Source organism: Terasakiella sediminum (assembly GCF_033100395.1).
Lineage (GTDB): Bacteria > Pseudomonadota > Alphaproteobacteria > Rhodospirillales > Terasakiellaceae > Terasakiella.
Genome location: NZ_JAWLVJ010000019.1, coordinates 1 through 15,812, shown reverse-complemented (window position 1 = coordinate 15,812; position 15,812 = coordinate 1). Strand labels below are relative to the sequence as shown.

Sequence of the window (15,812 nt, the reverse complement as noted above, 5' to 3'; positions counted from 1 at the left end):
AATGGATTGGTCAAATAAGACAGTTTTGGTAACAGGCGGCGGCGGTTTTATTGGCAGCCATTTATGTGAAAGATTGATTCAACGCGGAGCAAATGTGCGCGCTTTGGTCCTTTACAATAGTGCGGGATCAAACGATTGGCTGGACCATTCGCCCTACCTGGATCAAATCGATGTCACCTTAGGCGACCTCTTGGATCGTGACAGCATGGTTAAGGCGGTTAAGGGTGCCGATGTTATTTTCCATCTGGGGGCCTTGATTGCCATTCCTTATTCCTATAGCTCGCCCCAGTCTTACGTTCAAACAAACGTGCAAGGGACTTTAAACGTTTTACAGTTGGCCCGTGATTTTAATGTCTCACGCGTGATCCATACATCGACAAGCGAGGTCTATGGCTCAGCCCAATTCGTTCCCATTACAGAAGAACACCCCCTTGTCGGACAATCCCCATATTCCGCTTCCAAGATTGGGGCAGATATGATGGCAGAATCTTTTTATCGTTCTTTTGAACTTCCGGTCTCAACGATCCGACCGTTTAACACCTATGGACCACGCCAATCCGCCCGCGCGATCATCCCGACCGTTATTTCCCAGGCGCTTGTGAAAGATCAAATTCACTTAGGCAGCCTTGCTCCAACCCGTGATCTAACCTTTGTTCATGATACAGCCGATGGCTTCATCCGAATGGCAGAATGTGACAATGTCATCGGGGAGACCATTAACTTGGGTGTAGGCAAAGAAATTTCCATTGGTGATCTGGCACAGAAAATCATCAAATTGATTGGACGAGATGTAGAAATTCTGTGCGACGAAGAACGCCTGCGCCCCAAAGCCAGCGAAGTTGAAAGACTCTGTTCTGACAACAGCAAGGCGCTAGAATTGATGAACTGGCAACCCGCAACATCGTTGGATCAAGGCCTCGGCCTGACCATCGAATGGGTGAAAGACAACATCGATAAATTCAAAGTTGGTCAATATACTGTTTAAAAACATGATACCACTCGCCATCCCCAATATGTCTGGAAATGAGGCAAAATACCTCAATCAATGTATTGAAATGAATTTCGTCTCTTCTGTTGGTCCTTTTGTAGATCAACTTGAAGATATGGTCGCCACCGCAACCGGTGCAGACGCTTCGGTCGTCACTTCATCAGGTACAGATGGCTTGCATGTTGCGCTCTTGGCTCTTGGTGTGCAGCCTAGCGATCTGGTCATCGTGCCGTCTTATACGTTCATTGCCAGCGCAAATGCTGTTAGCCATTGCGGGGCAGAACCTTGGTTGATTGACATTGATGCAGACAGCTGGACACTTAATCCAAACATACTAGAAAACATGCTGGCACGTGACACGTTCAAACGCGATGGTCAGCTTTTTCATCGCGAAAGCAACAAACGTGTTAGCGCGATTGTTGCTGTCTATACGTTAGGCATGCCTGCGGATATGGATCATATATCAGAAATCGCCCATAAGTATGGCCTGAGTGTTCTTGCAGATGCGGCGGCAGCTTTTGGATCCCGCTATAAAAATCGCCAACTAGCAGATCACGGCGCAGATGCAGCAGTTATGTCTTTCAATGGCAACAAGACAGTGACCGCTGGCGGTGGGGGGGCTGTGATTGCACGCGACCCTAAAACCTTAAAGAAAGTGAAGCATATCACCACAACTGCACGCGTCAGTGATGCCTATGATCACGATATGGTTGGCTTTAATTATCGCATGACCAATTTGCAAGCTGCCGTGGGCTGTGCGCAGATGGAGCAATTGGATATTTTCGTTCAAGCCAAAAAAGACATCGCACGACGCTATAATGATGCCTTATCAGGGATTGAAGGTGTTGACAGTTTTCCCGCCCCTGACTGGGCGCAAAGCGCTTGTTGGTTTAGCGGTCTATTATTATCCCCCCCCTTAAAACCAGTAACAAATTATATCACCGCCATGCGCACCCGCGATATTGCCGCGCGCCCTTTTTGGAAACCGATGCATTTACAAAAGCCCTATCAAAATTGCTTTAAATCCAGCATGGATATAACGGATAATATTTGGCCACGCATTTTGACATTACCCTGTTCAACGCAGTTAACCCGTGACGAACAAGACCATGTCATTGCGTCTTTCCTTGATATTACAAACCAGTAAAGAAGATTAGTTTTGATTGATAACAAGCCCGTCATAGCCATCGTTCTTGCACGCGGCGGATCAAAGAGGCTCCCTGGTAAGAACATCAAACAATTTGGCGATAAACCGTTAATTGTCTGGACCTTACAGGCAGCCCAAAACGCAAAAACCATTGATCGGGTGATTTTATCGTCAGATGATCAAGATATTATGGATACCTTTCGCAAAGCAGGCGGCGAAGTTCCTTTTCGCCGACCGGACGCGTTGGCATCAGATGATGCAAGTTCCGCAGATGCCGTACTCCATGCGCTAGAAGAACTCAATATTGAAACAGGCTATTTGGTTCTGCTGCAACCCACCTCACCGCTTAGAAATGCACAAGATATTGATAACTGCGTCACTATGTGCGTTGAAAAAGCCGCCCCTTTATGTGAAAGCGTCACCGCCCTTGGTTTCCCTGCCAGCTGGCTGTTTAGTCAAAACCCCGATGGGTATTTACAAAAAATAGGACTGGCTGACGACAAACCCTTGCTGCGTCCCAATGGGGCCGTTTATGTTGCAGATGTGGCTTGGTTTAAAAAACATCAGGCTTTCTGGTCAGAAGGTCAAACCGCGGCTTATGAAATCCCGTTTGCGCGTTCCATTGATATTGATACAGAAAGTGATTTTCAAATTGCCCAAGCATTTCTGCACTCTCATTTATTTAACGAGTGTGTTTAAACAGTTTCTGTGATAAGAGAGCACGCAAACACTCCTGTTAAATGAGATGTAGACCTTTTTCAGCTTGAAACGGCTTAGACCAGACGATCAAGACGAATCAGTCATTATTTTTTTATATAAAACCAGTGAATAATTCAGTTATGCTCATAGACAAGATAAATAATTTTTTATCATTTTTTAAAAGATGTCTGGAAATGCTATCCGGGCATAAATTATTATTTATTTCATTTATTGTGTTGGCATTACTTGCATCCATCACAGAAGGTATAAGCATTGCAATGCTTGTTCCAATCCTTGAAGGTCAATCAGATAATAGCGTGTTTAACAGCATTCCTTTGCTGAAACATGTATCTTCTTATTTTTGTGGTATGGATGAAGTTGAAAAACTTCAGAAAACGGCACTCATTTTAGGTGCTGTGCTACTTATTCGTGGTCTTTTGATGTATACGGTAGAATATCTAAATGGATATATACCGCTTTTGATGCAAAAAACGTTATTCAGAGAGACGTATAAATCACTTATTAATGCTGAATTCAGTTACTTTTCAGAAAAAACCGCAGGTGACCATTCTAATAGCCTTATTGACTGGGTCGAACGCGTCTCTATTTTATTGACTAGCTTTATTTCCATTATCCAAAACATGATTTTATTAGGAATTTACACGGTCTTGATGATTTCACTTTCTTGGAAAATGGCAATTATTGCATGTATCTTTGCACTTTTTCTCTTTACGATCTTAAAAACATTTACAAATAATGTTTTCCGAAAAGAAGGGGCCAAATTATCAGAAAAAACGGCCGAAGTTTCCCATCATATCTATGAAACAATCAGCGGCATGAAATTGATTAAATCCGTTGCCGCAGAAGATATTATGTATCCCAGATACACTAAAAAATTAGATGAGAAAATCGCAACAAACCAAAAATTAATTACATATCAGTCTGTTATAACACCATTTCTGACGACATTTGCCGGCATTTTTGTTTGTTTTTTACTGTTCTTCGGCTCCCAACTCAACGAAGGAAATGGACAGTGGGTTTCAGGCCTGTTGATTTTCTTGTTTGTTTTAATGCGGCTGTTATCCCCCATTTCCAAGATTAGCTATTCAGGCGCCCAGATCACTAGCCATATGTTTGTTTTTGAACAGGTCGACGAATTTTTCAAAGAAACGTCTGACAGAAAACAACCAACCGGCCCCCAATCCTTCAAAGGGATCACATCTGGTCTTTCTTTCAAAGACGTGCAGTTTAATTATGTTGAAAGCAACAACAGCATAATTAAGAACGTCAATCTAGATATTCCAGCGGGCAAAATGGTGGCGATCGTTGGACCGTCAGGGGCAGGTAAAACCACTTTGGTTTCCTTGCTGATGCGCTTTTATGACCCTAGAAGCGGCAACATTTTGATTGATGGCACCCCCTTGAACGATATTAACATTCACGAACTGAGAAAGAAAATCAGTGTGGTGAGCCAGGACATCTTTATCTTCAATGATACAGTCTCCAACAACCTGTCCTTCTCAACAGAAGGGGTGAGCCAAGCAGATATCGAACAAGCGGCCAAAATGGCATCAGCCCATGACTTCATTATGGAATTATCCGAAGGCTATGACACTAAATTGGGTGATCGCGGGATCAGGCTTTCCGGTGGGCAGCAGCAACGTATTGCGATTGCGCGGGCCATCTTGCGCAACCCCGACCTTATTATTTTCGATGAAGCGACCAGCCATCTTGACACCATTACGGAACAATCCATTCAGCAATCCGTTGAAATATTACGAAAAGATCGCACCGTTCTGGTCATCGCGCACAGACTCTCAACAATTCAACGTGCTGACATTGTCGTCGTGTTAAAAGATGGTATAATCGTCGAACAAGGCACACACAGTGAATTGATTGCTCTTTCAGGTGAATATGCCAATATGGTGGCTCATCAAAATCTCGATCTCGTTTATGATGACAAAGAGAGTTAAATAATGCTCGAAGGTGAAGTTAGATTGATTTAGAATAGTTATAAAATGAATGCTTCTTATTCCAAACACACCGAAAGCCTACTAATTTTGCGGTTTTTAAGAATATTAAGCATTACATTCGTAAGCGTGCTCGCCAGTCACATTGTGAACAAATTAATAGTGAAAAGATTAGCAAGGAAAATAACACCGCTTAGGTGGTTCGCTTATATCCCGAATTAGCACATAGCCTTTCATCACCTGTGAACGCGGCTATACAATATGGAAAATTTTTTATGACAACGCATGCCTATACAACAGATGGTAAAGTCACTCACTTCTCGAAAAAAGAAGACATCAATACCAAGTTAGCAAACATCATTGGTCCCAAATTCAGTGCTTATCGTGAACAATGGGAACTGGCCAATAAGCTGGAACTGGTCACGGACTTTCCGCTGTTTTTGCAAGTCGATATGAATCAGACCTGTAACTATAAATGCCCCCATTGTATCGTTGGCACACCGGAATTGATTAAAGATTATTACGGGCCGGAAGAGATTGATTTTGACGGGTTTAAAAAGATCGTCGATGAAGGGGCAGAACATGGCTGTCCATCCATTTCGCCGCAAGGCAGTAACGAGCCCTTGCTGATCAAGAATTTGCACGAATGGATTTCATACGCCCACAAGCGTGGCTTCATCGATATTATGATGAATACCAATGCGTCCGGCCTGACGGAGCGTCGCTCCCAGGAATTGCTGGATTCCGGAATCACCCGACTGCGCTTCAGTCTGGATGCCTTTACCCAGGAAACCTATGCAAAGGTCCGTGTGGGCAGCCAGCCACTGGATAATGTGGTTGCCAATATTGAACGTTTCCTCGAACTGAAGGAAAAGGGCGGCTACAAGCTGCCCGTTACAGGGGTGAGCCTGTGCCGTTTGGCGGATAACGAACATGAAGTGGAAGCCTTCCAGAATTATTGGCAGGATAAAGTGGATATGGTATCGATCCAAACTTTCGTGCCGCCCGTTGACGTGGGGGACTATTCGCGTTTCTACCCCAAGCAACAGTTCGAAAATATTGGGATGGATGATTTTAAATGTCCACAGCCGTTTCAACGCGTTGTGATCCGAAATCACGACATCACACCGTGTTGTGTGGTGTTTAGCAGCAAGTTGAAAATCGGCGATTTGCGCACACAAACCATCTATGAAGCCTGGCATAATGAATATATGCAGGAATTGCGCGAGATTCACCGTCTCGGTCAGTATGAGAAAAACGAGATGTGTAAAAAATGTGTCGGTCTCATCTATCCGCAAAATTAAGATTGTGCCTGAGACTGTTTACCCACAGACCAAATTAATGATCCCGGAGACGAATTTTGTTTATTTCGACTGAAAATCTGCGTTTTTTTGATGTGAAAGCGCATGCATTACGTGGCAAGAAATTTTTTGAGGGTATTGTCAATTACCGTAAAAAGTTGTTGCCGCTGCATGAATATCGCATCCAGAAGCCGGATCAGTTCAGTTGCGTTTTATGTGGGCATGACAAAGGCAAGCTGTTGCTGGAATGGGAAGCGGGATATCAGCTATATCACTGTGAAAAATGTAGTGCCGTTTCCCCTAATATTTCGCCGGAACAGGAAAAAGACCATATCGACAATGTCTATGCCACCAATCTGTACATGGACAAGTTGGAACGCGAAATTCATGCCCAATATGATTATCGCAAAAACACTTTCGGCAAGGAACGTCTGAAGTATTGCATCAAGCGATTAAACCTGGACCCAAGCGAAATCAAGTTGTTGGATGTGGGCTGCGGGGCCGGTTATTTCCTGAGTTATCTGACAGACCATGGCGTGGATTGCCGCGGTCTTGAAGTCACCAAGGGGTTAGCGCAATATTGTCAAAAACGTGGACTGAATGTGGACGCAACCGATCTTGGCGATGAAGCGGATGGGACCTATGACGTTATTGTCATGTTTGATGTGTTGGAACATGTCTACAACCCGGTTGAACTGCTGAAGACAGCCAATAGAAAGCTAAAGGACAATGGGTATCTGATCCTATATACGCCCAATATTCATTCCTTGAGCTTTGAATTGATGGGCGCGGCAGAAAACGTGTTATTGCCGTTCGAGCATGTCTGCTTCTATGATGAGAAATCGTTCAACCTCCTGGCAGAAAAGTCTGAGTTCAATGTCCATTCGTTGGAAACTTATGGCTTTGACATCATGGATTATCTGTTGATGAAAGAACATGAAGACAATTTTGCTTATACGGAAAAATTGCACGATATGATGCGCTGGGTTCAGGCCATTCTCGATCAACAGGGACTAAGCAATCATTTCCGTTTAACGCTTCAAAAGAAATAACCTGCATCAATTGGGGGGATGAATGTCTGAAACTGTCGCAATTATTCCGGCACGGGGCGGATCAAAAGGGATTCCAGGGAAAAATATTATTGAAATCTGCGGGCGCCCTCTGATCGAATGGAGCATCCGTCAGGCTTTGCAGGCGCAAACCATTGACTCTGTCTGGGTCAGTTCAGATTCTGAAGAAATTCTGGAAGTCGCGCGCAAAGCCGGGGCCGAGACGATTGTGCGTCCGGCTGATATTTCCGGTGATCAGGCAACATCTGAATCTGCCTGGATTCATGCCCTGGATGAGATTGAAAAAACAGGCCAATCCGTGGATTGGGCCTTTGGTTTACAGGCCACATCCCCCGTGCGCGAACCGCATGATTTTGATCATGCTTTTGCCGCTTTAAAAGAAAATGGCTGGGATAGCCTGTTCTCGTCGGTCAAAATTGAAGATTATCTGGTTTGGAGCGAGACCGAAGACGGCGGGATGGAATCGCAAAGCTATGACTATCGTTCACGTCAGCGTCGTCAGGAAATGTTGCAAAAATATCTGGAAAATGGCTCCTTTTACATTTTCAGACCCGAAGATATCCGCAAATATGACAATCGTTTAAGCGGGAAAATCGGAACATTTGCCATGGAAAAATACAAATCCCAGCAAATTGATGAGAGGGGAGATATGGAAATCTGCCAATCTTTGATGAAAGGTCATGGCCTTGACCGATAATCCGTTTTCCTCTTCTGATTTTTTTTCGCTGGATGGCAAGGTCGCTGTTGTAACGGGCGGGTCGCGCGGGATCGGGGCCGCACTTGCTTTTGGGCTGGCGGCGCACGGGGCACGTGTCTATCGGCTTGGACGTTCCCGTGAACCGCAATTGGCAGATTGTGAACGATTGACCTATCGGGCCTGTGATGTCACGGATGAACAGGCCCTGAAAAACGTGATGGACGAGATCGTTGCGAAAGAGGGCCAACTAGATATTTTGGTCAATGCAGCGGGTGTCAGTTTTCCACCCAGCGATGAATTGTCTGGGGTAGAGCGTTTTCGAAAAACCATTGATGTCAATTTGCAAGGGGCATATCAGGCATCAATGCTGGCTGTCGATGTGATGAAAGCTCAGCAAAATGGTGGGGCGATTGTGAATGTGACTAGCATTAACAGCCGCATGGGCTTTCCGGGCAACCCGGGCTATGTCGCTTCCAAAGGGGGACTAAGTGCCATGACGCGGGCGCTTGCGGTGGATTTGGGGACGCATCACATTCGGGTTAATGCACTTGCGCCAGGTTATATTCATACAGATATGACCCGGGCGAGCTATGGTGATCCTGAATCACATGATGCCCGTTTGTCACGCATGGTCCTGCCGCGTTGGGGGCAGCCTGAAGATATGATCGGAACCTGTGTGTTCTTATGCAGCAATGCCGCAGCCTATGTTACCGGGCAGGAAATTTTTGTAGATGGCGGCTGGGTTATTAAAGGTCTTAGCTAATAAGTCGGTATAATTATTAATTTTCTTAATTTAAAAAGGTCAGGGAAATGGACAATAACACGTTGGTAGAACAACATTTTGATGAGCATCGCGCCGTGATGGAGGCTGTTAAGTCCGACATGTCAGCGCAAATTGTTGACCTGTCGAAAATGATGGCGAAAGCCTTGGGTGAAGATAAAACCATCATGTGGTGCGGCAATGGCGGCAGCGCCTCAGACAGCCAGCATCTGGCAGCCGAACTGGTCGGTCGTTATAAAAAGAACCGCGAACCGCTGCGTTCTGTTGCCTTGACCACGGATACCTCTGTATTGACCTGTATCGCCAACGATTATGGCTATGATGATGTGTTTATCCGCCAGGTGAAGGCCGTGGGCCGCAAAGGCGATATCCTGATTGCCATTTCCACATCCGGCAACAGCGAAAACGTTCTGCGTGCGGTCAAGGCCGCCAACGAAATGGGCATCATCAGTGTGGCCCTTCTGGGCAAGGGCGGTGGCCCGATCAAGGAACTGGCAACCCATAGTCTGGTTATTCCCTCACAAACAACGGCGCGCATTCAGGAAGCCCATATCTTTATCGGCCATATGTTCTGTGAATTGATCGAAAAGGAATTGGGTTTTGCCTAAGCCTTTACCTGAACTGGCTGATGTGGACACCATCGCCTTCGATTTTGACGGGATATTCACGGACAATAAAGTCTGGGTCGATGAGACGGGTCGTGAAAGTGTCAGATGCGACCGCGGCGACGGGTTGGCCTTTGATTTTGTCCGGGTCTTTCAAGCCAAGGGCCTGATGACCGAAGACATCTTTATTCTGTCCAAAGAGACCAACGATGTGGTCAATCGCCGGGCGGCAAAAATGAAGCTGAAATGCCAGCATGCGACAAAAAATAAACTGACCTATATGGAAAAATATCTAAGCGAAAAACATCCGGCGCGCAGCGATATTTGGCAGGGATTTATTTACGTCGGAAATGACTTAAATGACTTGCCATTGATGCGAAAAGCTAGCTATGGTGTGGCACCATCGGATGCGCACCAAAAAGTGAAAGATGTTGCGGATCTGGTGTTGCCTGAACGGGGCGGTGAAGGCTTTGTTCGTGCTTTTGTTGAGCGTTTGCTTCGAATTAACCAAATGACAGATAGGGATCTCGATGAGCTTATATCTAATTGCTGAAATAGGCATTAACCACAATGGCGACATGAAAATTGCCAAAGAATTGATTTCAGCGGCGGCCGAAGCCGGTTTTGATGCTGTTAAATTCCAAAAGCGGACAATTGAAGAAGTTTATACGCAAGAATTTCTTGATAGCCCACGTGAAAGCCCTTGGGGCACCACACAGGGTGAGCAAAAGCGTGGCCTGGAATTTGGTAAAGAAGAATATTTGGAAATCGCTGCCTATTGTAAAGAATTGGGCATTGATTGGTCCGCGTCGGCCTGGGACGTTCCTGCGCAACAATTCCTGCAGCAGTTCGACTTGCCGTTCAACAAAGTGGCTTCTGCCATGCTGGGCCATAAAAAACTGTTGAAAGAGATCATCTCTGAAGGTCGCAAAACCTTCATCTCAACTGGTATGGCGACCATGGAAGAAATCGACGAAGTGGTTGAAATGTTCAAAAAAGGCAATTGCCCGTTTGAACTGATGCATTGTAACAGCACATATCCCATGAAAGTCGAAGATGCCAACGTCAACTGCATCCCGATGCTGCGCGACCGTTATGGCTGTGATGTGGGCTATTCTGGTCATGAGACATCCTTGATCGCCGTCTGTCTGCCCGCTGTTGTTCTGGGCGCAAGCTGCATCGAACGCCACATTACGCTGGATCGTGCCATGTACGGGTCTGACCAGGCGGCTTCTGTCGAAGTGCACGCGTTGAAGAAGTTTGTCGCCACTTTGCGCGAAGTTCCGCACATCATGGGCAGCGGCGAAAAGAAAATTTCTGAAGCCGAAGAAGCTGTTCGCAAAAAACTACGCATTGATGTTGAGGACTAATCGTGCCGAATAATCAAAGAATTGGTTTCATGCAGGGTCGGTTGTCACCGATTGTGGATGGTCGTATTCAATCTTTCCCTTGGACAAATTGGCGTGAAGAAATCGCCGAGGCAGCCAGATTAGGTATTTCCAAAATGGAATGGACCCTAGATCAGGAACGATTGTACGAAAACCCCTTAATGGTTGCTGCCGATCAGGCAGAAATTCGTTCTTTGATGGAAAAGCATGATTTTTCTATTCCTTCTCTGACTGGGGATTGCTTTATGCAAGCCCCTTTCTGGAAGGCAGCCTCTGAACAAGAAGCAAGCGCTTTACAAAAAGATTTTCTGGCCATCTGCGATGCCTGCCAAGCCATCGGCATTGAGATGATTGTCGTACCGCTGGTCGATAACGGTAGTCTCGAAACAGAAGAACAAGAAAATATCCTGGTAAACTTCCTCTTGGAAAAAGAAGCTTATTTCGAAGAAAAAGGCCTTAAAATCATTTTTGAATCTGATTTCGGCCCGAAAGAATTAGCAAAATTCATTCATCGTCTGAAGGGCGATAGCTTCGGCATCAACTATGATACCGGAAACAGCGCCGCCCTTGGCTTTAACCCGGAAGAAGAAATTTCCACATACGGCTCACGCATCATCAACGTACATATCAAAGACCGTGTTCTTGGCGGAACCACCGTTGCGTTGGGCACCGGGAGCACGGATTTTGATGCGGTCTTTAAAGCCTTGGCACATGAAAACTATAAAAATAATTACATCCTGCAAACAGCCCGTGCTGAAGATGATGATCACGCAGGTGTTTTATCCAAATTCTTTGACATGACATCCAACTGGATCGAAAGCCATGGGGCCTAACGAGCCAAGAAAAGTTGCTCTGGTCACAGGTGGATCAAGGGGGATTGGTTTTTCGATTGCACAAAAGCTTTCAAGCCTTGGCTATGATCTTGTGCTAAACGGGCGTACACAAGCTAGCTTAGACGATGCATGTACAGAAATCGCCGGGGCCAAAGCTGCCTTAGCTGATGTCAGTACACCCAAAGGCGCACAATCGGTCATAAGCCAAACCCTATCACACTTTGGCCGCTTGGATTTATTGGTCTGCAATGTCGGCAGCGGTGCATCTGTCCCTCCCGGTCAAGAAACATATGACGAATGGCAACGCGTGTTTGGCCTTAATCTTTGGAGCACAACCAATATGGTGGAAGCTGCCCGTTCGGCTTTGGCAGAACAAAAAGGATCGATTGTTTGTATTTCATCGATCTGTGGCAATGAAACCATTCCCGGTGCCCCCATAACCTATAGCATCGCCAAGGCGGGATTAAACGCCTATGTCAAATCCATCGCCAGACCTTTAGGTGATCAGGCTATTCGCATTAATGCAGTCGCACCGGGCAACATCTTGTTTGAGACATCGGTCTGGGCACGCAAATTAAAAGAAGATAGCCAAGCTGTTGAAACCATGCTGGAAAAAGAAGTCGCCTTGAAGCGATTAGGCACGCCAGAAGAAGTGGCAGACCTTGTTGCCTTTTTGGCTTCTGACACAGCCTCTTTTGCAACAGGACAAATTTGGACATTAGATGGCGGTCAAACGCGATCTTGATCAGATGAACTGGGGATTACAATGAAGACATTTGATTTAACAGGCTCAACCGCCTTGATCACAGGTGCGGCTGGCCTTTTGGGAAAAGAACATGCCAAAGCCTTATTGGCAGCAGGGGCCACTGTCGTTTTAACGGACTTTAACCCACATGCGTTAGCCGACGCCCTTGGTGAACTTTCATCTGAATATGATAACGCACGTCTTCATACCTACGAAATGGATGTTTCAAGCAAAACTTCCATTGAATCGGTTAGCAATCAGCTGGATAAAGACGGTTTAAACGTCGATATCTTGGTCAATAACGCAGCAATCGATCCCAAGGTCAAAGGTGACCAAGGCGTTGAAGAAACCTCGCGTCTGGAAAATTTTCCGCTGGAACAATGGGATTTACAAGTCTCGGTCGGTTTAAGTGGGGCTTTTTTATGTAGTCAGGTCTTTGGCAGAAAAATGGCCGCTATGGGCCGCGGTGTGATCTTGAATATCGCATCAGACCTATCCGTTTTTGCACCCGACCAACGGCTCTATCGTAAAGAAGGCGTCGAAGAACATCTTCAACCGGTCAAGCCTGTCACCTATTCTGTAATTAAAGCCGGGCTTGTAGGGTTAACACGATATCTTGCAACTTATTGGGCCGATAAGGGCGTACGTTCCAACGCCTTATCCCCCGGCGGTGTCTTTAATGGTCAAGGAGATGAATTTGTCACCCGCCTGACCAATTTGATCCCGCAAGGTCGTATGGCCGATAAAGATGAATATCATGGGGCTATTCAATTCCTTTGTTCCGATGCCTCCCGTTATCTGAATGGTCAAAATATTGTTATGGATGGTGGACGATCAACATGGTAAGCCGTTGTTTGGTCACAACAGCCCTTGAAGAAACTTGGCCCGACAACAAAGACCCCGTCCTTTTCCTTGGCAAATGGTGCACAAAATACGACCGATCAGAACAATGGGACCAACGTGATAGCGAAATGGTTCCTTATCATTGGGATGATCGGCAAAAGATTTCACAAGACTATGTCTATTTACAATCGGTCTATGAATCTTTCCTGCCCAAATTAGCCGAAAAACTCAATGACATTCATGGCGCCCGTCACGGTTTGCGCTATTGGCGGATCATTGCTGGTCCGTGGTTGAACTGCTTTATTCAAACAAGCTTTGATCGATTTGAAAGCCTGAAACGAGCCAAGTCCTTATATGACATCACCCACGTTAACATCATCAATGCAGACATTTCGCATGTCACCGCACAAAGCATGCCCCATTTTACCGATTTGATTCTAAGTGACTGGGGCAATGAATATTTATATGGTGAGATCGTTAAGAAATCTGGTCTCTTTGACTGGACAAGCGTGCAACGTTCAACCCCAGTTCCGGCTTTCAACAGTCTGCAAAAGCCCGCTGTTAAACGCTCTTTAAAAAGCAAAATTATAAACATATATCGGGCTATTGTCAGCGCTCTCTCGTCTGATAAAAAGGCTATTATCTTCAATAGCTATTTATCATTTTGGGATGATAAGAAATTACAGCTAAAGCTTGGGCAAATTCCACAAATCTGGCACACAGGCACGTTGAACTTTTTCCCCCAAGAAAAACACATGCGTGACTGGGATTTAGGTCCGGCTGACACTGACTTTGAAACGCTGCTTAGTGCTCTAATACCGGGCTTTATCCCCACCGCCTATTTAGAAGGCCACAAACAAATTGTTCGTCAGGCCCATGCACTAGGCTGGCCGCAAAAAGCGAAGTTCATCTGGACCAGCATGTCCCATAACAACGATGAAATTTTCAAAGTTTGGGTTGCAGAGGCTGTAGAAAAAGAAAGCAAACTTGTGATCGGGCAACATGGTGGCCTTTACGGGGTTGCCGATATTTTGACGCTGGAAGAACATGAAATTAAAATTTCTGATGCCTATCTCACCTGGGGATGGACCAAGAATAATGTGCCCAAAGGATCCCAAACAGTTCCCATCGGGCAACTAAAAAACAAGCGCCCCTTAGGGGTTAATCATGCCCAACAGCCCCATGGCTTGCTCATTACATGTGCGATTCCGCGTTATAGTTATTTTTTGCGCAGCATGATTATTGCCGGACAATGGCTAGATTATTTTGACGATCAGCTGGCTTTTATTGGCGATCTTCCAGAACCAATCAGACAAGCATTTTTAGTGCGGCTCTATAGTGATGACTATGGTTGGGGCCAAGAACGTCGATGGCGCGACAAATTTGACGATATCAATCTTGATTTTGGCACTGTTCCCATCGACCAGCGCATCGCCAGCAGCCGTGTTGTGGTCACCACCTATAATGCCACGTCCTATCTGGAAACATTTACAATGGATGTTCCCACCGTCATGTTTTGGAATCCAAAACATTGGGAATTAAGACAAGAAGCCATCCCCTTTTTCGATGATCTTGTCCGTGTCGGCATCATGCATCATTCCCCACAATCCGCCAGTGAACACGTCAGCCAAATCTGGGATGATGTAGATCAATGGTGGTCATCACCAGACGTCCGCCAAGTCATCAAAAAATTCAGCGATCAATATAGTCATCTACCAGAAGACTTGCTGAATAGCCTAAAAACAGCTTTCACAAAAATTGCCCCTTAAATCTTTGCCATTGATGAGATATAAAAGGTCATTCTGGAGTATTAAAATGCACACAAGATATACATTCCCTTGTCAGCAAACTCACTTTCCGATGAGCGAGCATTCTCTCAAGCAAAGAGATGAATTTGAACAAAAACGCAATGAAATGATCAAGCTGAATTGCCTCGTCTGCGATCATACTGACTTTGAGGAAATTGGCCAGGTTGACCGTTACGGGTTTTATTACCCCACAGGCATCTGTACGAAATGCGGTAATGTGCAACAGATCAAATATTATGATGACGAATCCTTAGCTTTATTTTATTCCAGCTATTTTCGTGATGTCTATTCTGACCAAACACCGATAGAATGTTTTGACGGCCAAGTCGTCAAAGGGCGCAATATCCTAGAATTTAGTAAAGAATTTTTGCCAAAAGACGCACGCATTCTTGAAATTGGTACAGGTGCAGGCGGCATTCCCAAAATTTTCCAAGACGAGGCAGGCTACACCGCCCTTGGTCTGGATTTTGATGATCGTTATATCGAATATGGACGTTCTCAAGGGGTGGATATCCGTAAAGGCGGTATTGAAATGATCAAAGAAGATGAAAAATTTAACTTGGTCATTGTCTCACATGTTTTGGAACACATCGTCACCCCATCCAAATTCTTGCAAGACATTAAGAAAATTCTCAAGCCCAAAGGCTATATCTACATCGAAATTCCGTCCCTTAATTCTGTATCTCAAGGGGCCTATAATTTTGATTTTCTAAATTATTTTCAAAATTCGCATGTGAATCACTATTCCGTAGACAGTTTTAAACGACTGCTGCATCAAAATGGTCTTAAGGCCGTTAAAAACGACGACTTCATTCGCTCCATCTGTATGGTCAGCGATGCTCGCGTTAGGGTAATACCCCCATTTTTAGGGGGCTTCAGAAGTAGACAGTTATGCAGCCCTTTGGATTGACTGCAGCAATTTCTGTTTTGGCGTTAT

At 45.4% G+C, this 15,812-nt stretch carries 16 protein-coding genes; all 16 read left to right on the top strand.

Translation table 11 applies throughout. The features are described from left to right. Position 1: 1 nt before the first annotated feature. Positions 2 to 985, top strand: a complete 984-nt coding sequence (locus tag RYZ26_RS14475) for an SDR family NAD(P)-dependent oxidoreductase (RefSeq protein ID WP_317683943.1) — start codon at positions 2 to 4, stop codon at positions 983 to 985. 4 nt (positions 986 to 989) lie between these two features. Next, positions 990 to 2,135, top strand: a complete 1,146-nt coding sequence (locus tag RYZ26_RS14470; protein WP_317683942.1) for an aminotransferase class I/II-fold pyridoxal phosphate-dependent enzyme — start codon at positions 990 to 992, stop codon at positions 2,133 to 2,135. Between the two features lie 12 nt (positions 2,136 to 2,147). Next, positions 2,148 to 2,834, top strand: a complete 687-nt coding sequence (locus RYZ26_RS14465) for an acylneuraminate cytidylyltransferase family protein (RefSeq protein WP_317683941.1) — start codon at positions 2,148 to 2,150, stop codon at positions 2,832 to 2,834. Between the two features lie 194 nt (positions 2,835 to 3,028). Next, positions 3,029 to 4,807 (top strand): ABC transporter ATP-binding protein, encoded by a 1,779-nt coding sequence (locus RYZ26_RS14460; protein ID WP_317683940.1) that lies wholly within the window; start codon positions 3,029 to 3,031, stop codon positions 4,805 to 4,807. A 272-nt stretch (positions 4,808 to 5,079) separates the two neighbouring features. Beyond that, positions 5,080 to 6,108: a radical SAM/SPASM domain-containing protein gene (locus RYZ26_RS14455; protein ID WP_317683939.1), complete on the top strand. Its 1,029-nt coding sequence runs from the start codon at positions 5,080 to 5,082 to the stop codon at positions 6,106 to 6,108. A gap of 56 nt (positions 6,109 to 6,164) precedes the next feature. After that, entirely contained in the window at positions 6,165 to 7,157 is a 993-nt protein-coding gene (locus RYZ26_RS14450) for a class I SAM-dependent methyltransferase (protein ID WP_317683938.1), read from the top strand. Between the two features lie 22 nt (positions 7,158 to 7,179). Next, positions 7,180 to 7,872 carry an acylneuraminate cytidylyltransferase family protein gene (locus tag RYZ26_RS14445; protein ID WP_317683937.1) on the top strand — a complete coding sequence of 231 codons (693 nt, stop codon included), beginning with the start codon at positions 7,180 to 7,182 and terminating at the stop codon, positions 7,870 to 7,872. After that, entirely contained in the window at positions 7,856 to 8,635 is a 780-nt protein-coding gene (locus RYZ26_RS14440; RefSeq protein WP_317683936.1) for an SDR family oxidoreductase, read from the top strand. Before RYZ26_RS14445 ends, RYZ26_RS14440 begins: the two co-directional genes overlap by 17 nt. 47 nt (positions 8,636 to 8,682) lie before the next feature. Next, positions 8,683 to 9,261: a D-sedoheptulose-7-phosphate isomerase gene (locus RYZ26_RS14435; protein WP_317683935.1), complete on the top strand. Its 579-nt coding sequence runs from the start codon at positions 8,683 to 8,685 to the stop codon at positions 9,259 to 9,261. Positions 9,262 to 9,283: 22 nt separating this feature from the next. Next, positions 9,284 to 9,811, top strand: coding sequence for a KdsC family phosphatase (locus tag RYZ26_RS14430; RefSeq protein WP_317683934.1), 528 nt, complete (start codon positions 9,284 to 9,286; stop codon positions 9,809 to 9,811). Then, positions 9,789 to 10,628 (top strand): N-acetylneuraminate synthase family protein, encoded by an 840-nt coding sequence (locus RYZ26_RS14425; protein WP_317683933.1) that lies wholly within the window; start codon positions 9,789 to 9,791, stop codon positions 10,626 to 10,628. Before RYZ26_RS14430 ends, RYZ26_RS14425 begins: the two co-directional genes overlap by 23 nt. Before the next feature lie 29 nt (positions 10,629 to 10,657). Further along, on the top strand, positions 10,658 to 11,479 hold the full coding sequence (locus RYZ26_RS14420; RefSeq protein WP_317683932.1) for a sugar phosphate isomerase/epimerase family protein: 822 nt from the start codon (positions 10,658 to 10,660) through the stop codon (positions 11,477 to 11,479). Beyond that, the gene (locus tag RYZ26_RS14415) at positions 11,469 to 12,224 is read left to right on the top strand and encodes an SDR family NAD(P)-dependent oxidoreductase (RefSeq protein WP_317683931.1); all 756 of its coding nucleotides are present in this window, start codon (positions 11,469 to 11,471) and stop codon (positions 12,222 to 12,224) included. Before RYZ26_RS14420 ends, RYZ26_RS14415 begins: the two co-directional genes overlap by 11 nt. 21 nt (positions 12,225 to 12,245) lie before the next feature. Then, positions 12,246 to 13,070, top strand: coding sequence for an SDR family oxidoreductase (locus tag RYZ26_RS14410; RefSeq protein WP_317683930.1), 825 nt, complete (start codon positions 12,246 to 12,248; stop codon positions 13,068 to 13,070). Then, entirely contained in the window at positions 13,064 to 14,836 is a 1,773-nt protein-coding gene (locus tag RYZ26_RS14405; protein WP_317683929.1) for an LIC12162 family transferase, read from the top strand. The genes RYZ26_RS14410 and RYZ26_RS14405 overlap by 7 nt, the downstream gene beginning before the upstream one ends. Positions 14,837 to 14,882: 46 nt before the next feature. Next, on the top strand, positions 14,883 to 15,785 hold the full coding sequence (locus tag RYZ26_RS14400; protein ID WP_317683928.1) for a class I SAM-dependent methyltransferase: 903 nt from the start codon (positions 14,883 to 14,885) through the stop codon (positions 15,783 to 15,785). Positions 15,786 to 15,812: the final 27 nt, after the last annotated feature.

What these genes read in the sequence shown, in the direction of transcription:
- RYZ26_RS14435 (WP_317683935.1), top strand. Translation starts at nt 8,683, where the DNA reads ATGGACAATAACACGTTGGTAGAACAACATTTTGATGAGCATCGCGCC.
- RYZ26_RS14475 (WP_317683943.1), top strand. Translation starts at nt 2, where the DNA reads ATGGATTGGTCAAATAAGACAGTTTTGGTAACAGGCGGCGGCGGTTTT.
- RYZ26_RS14400 (WP_317683928.1), top strand. Translation starts at nt 14,883, where the DNA reads ATGCACACAAGATATACATTCCCTTGTCAGCAAACTCACTTTCCGATG.
- RYZ26_RS14425 (WP_317683933.1), top strand. Translation starts at nt 9,789, where the DNA reads ATGAGCTTATATCTAATTGCTGAAATAGGCATTAACCACAATGGCGAC.
- RYZ26_RS14410 (WP_317683930.1), top strand. Translation starts at nt 12,246, where the DNA reads ATGAAGACATTTGATTTAACAGGCTCAACCGCCTTGATCACAGGTGCG.
- RYZ26_RS14415 (WP_317683931.1), top strand. Translation starts at nt 11,469, where the DNA reads ATGGGGCCTAACGAGCCAAGAAAAGTTGCTCTGGTCACAGGTGGATCA.
- RYZ26_RS14445 (WP_317683937.1), top strand. Translation starts at nt 7,180, where the DNA reads ATGTCTGAAACTGTCGCAATTATTCCGGCACGGGGCGGATCAAAAGGG.
- RYZ26_RS14420 (WP_317683932.1), top strand. Translation starts at nt 10,658, where the DNA reads ATGCAGGGTCGGTTGTCACCGATTGTGGATGGTCGTATTCAATCTTTC.
- RYZ26_RS14405 (WP_317683929.1), top strand. Translation starts at nt 13,064, where the DNA reads ATGGTAAGCCGTTGTTTGGTCACAACAGCCCTTGAAGAAACTTGGCCC.
- RYZ26_RS14440 (WP_317683936.1), top strand. Translation starts at nt 7,856, where the DNA reads ATGGCCTTGACCGATAATCCGTTTTCCTCTTCTGATTTTTTTTCGCTG.
- RYZ26_RS14460 (WP_317683940.1), top strand. Translation starts at nt 3,029, where the DNA reads ATGCTATCCGGGCATAAATTATTATTTATTTCATTTATTGTGTTGGCA.
- RYZ26_RS14455 (WP_317683939.1), top strand. Translation starts at nt 5,080, where the DNA reads ATGACAACGCATGCCTATACAACAGATGGTAAAGTCACTCACTTCTCG.
- RYZ26_RS14470 (WP_317683942.1), top strand. Translation starts at nt 990, where the DNA reads ATGATACCACTCGCCATCCCCAATATGTCTGGAAATGAGGCAAAATAC.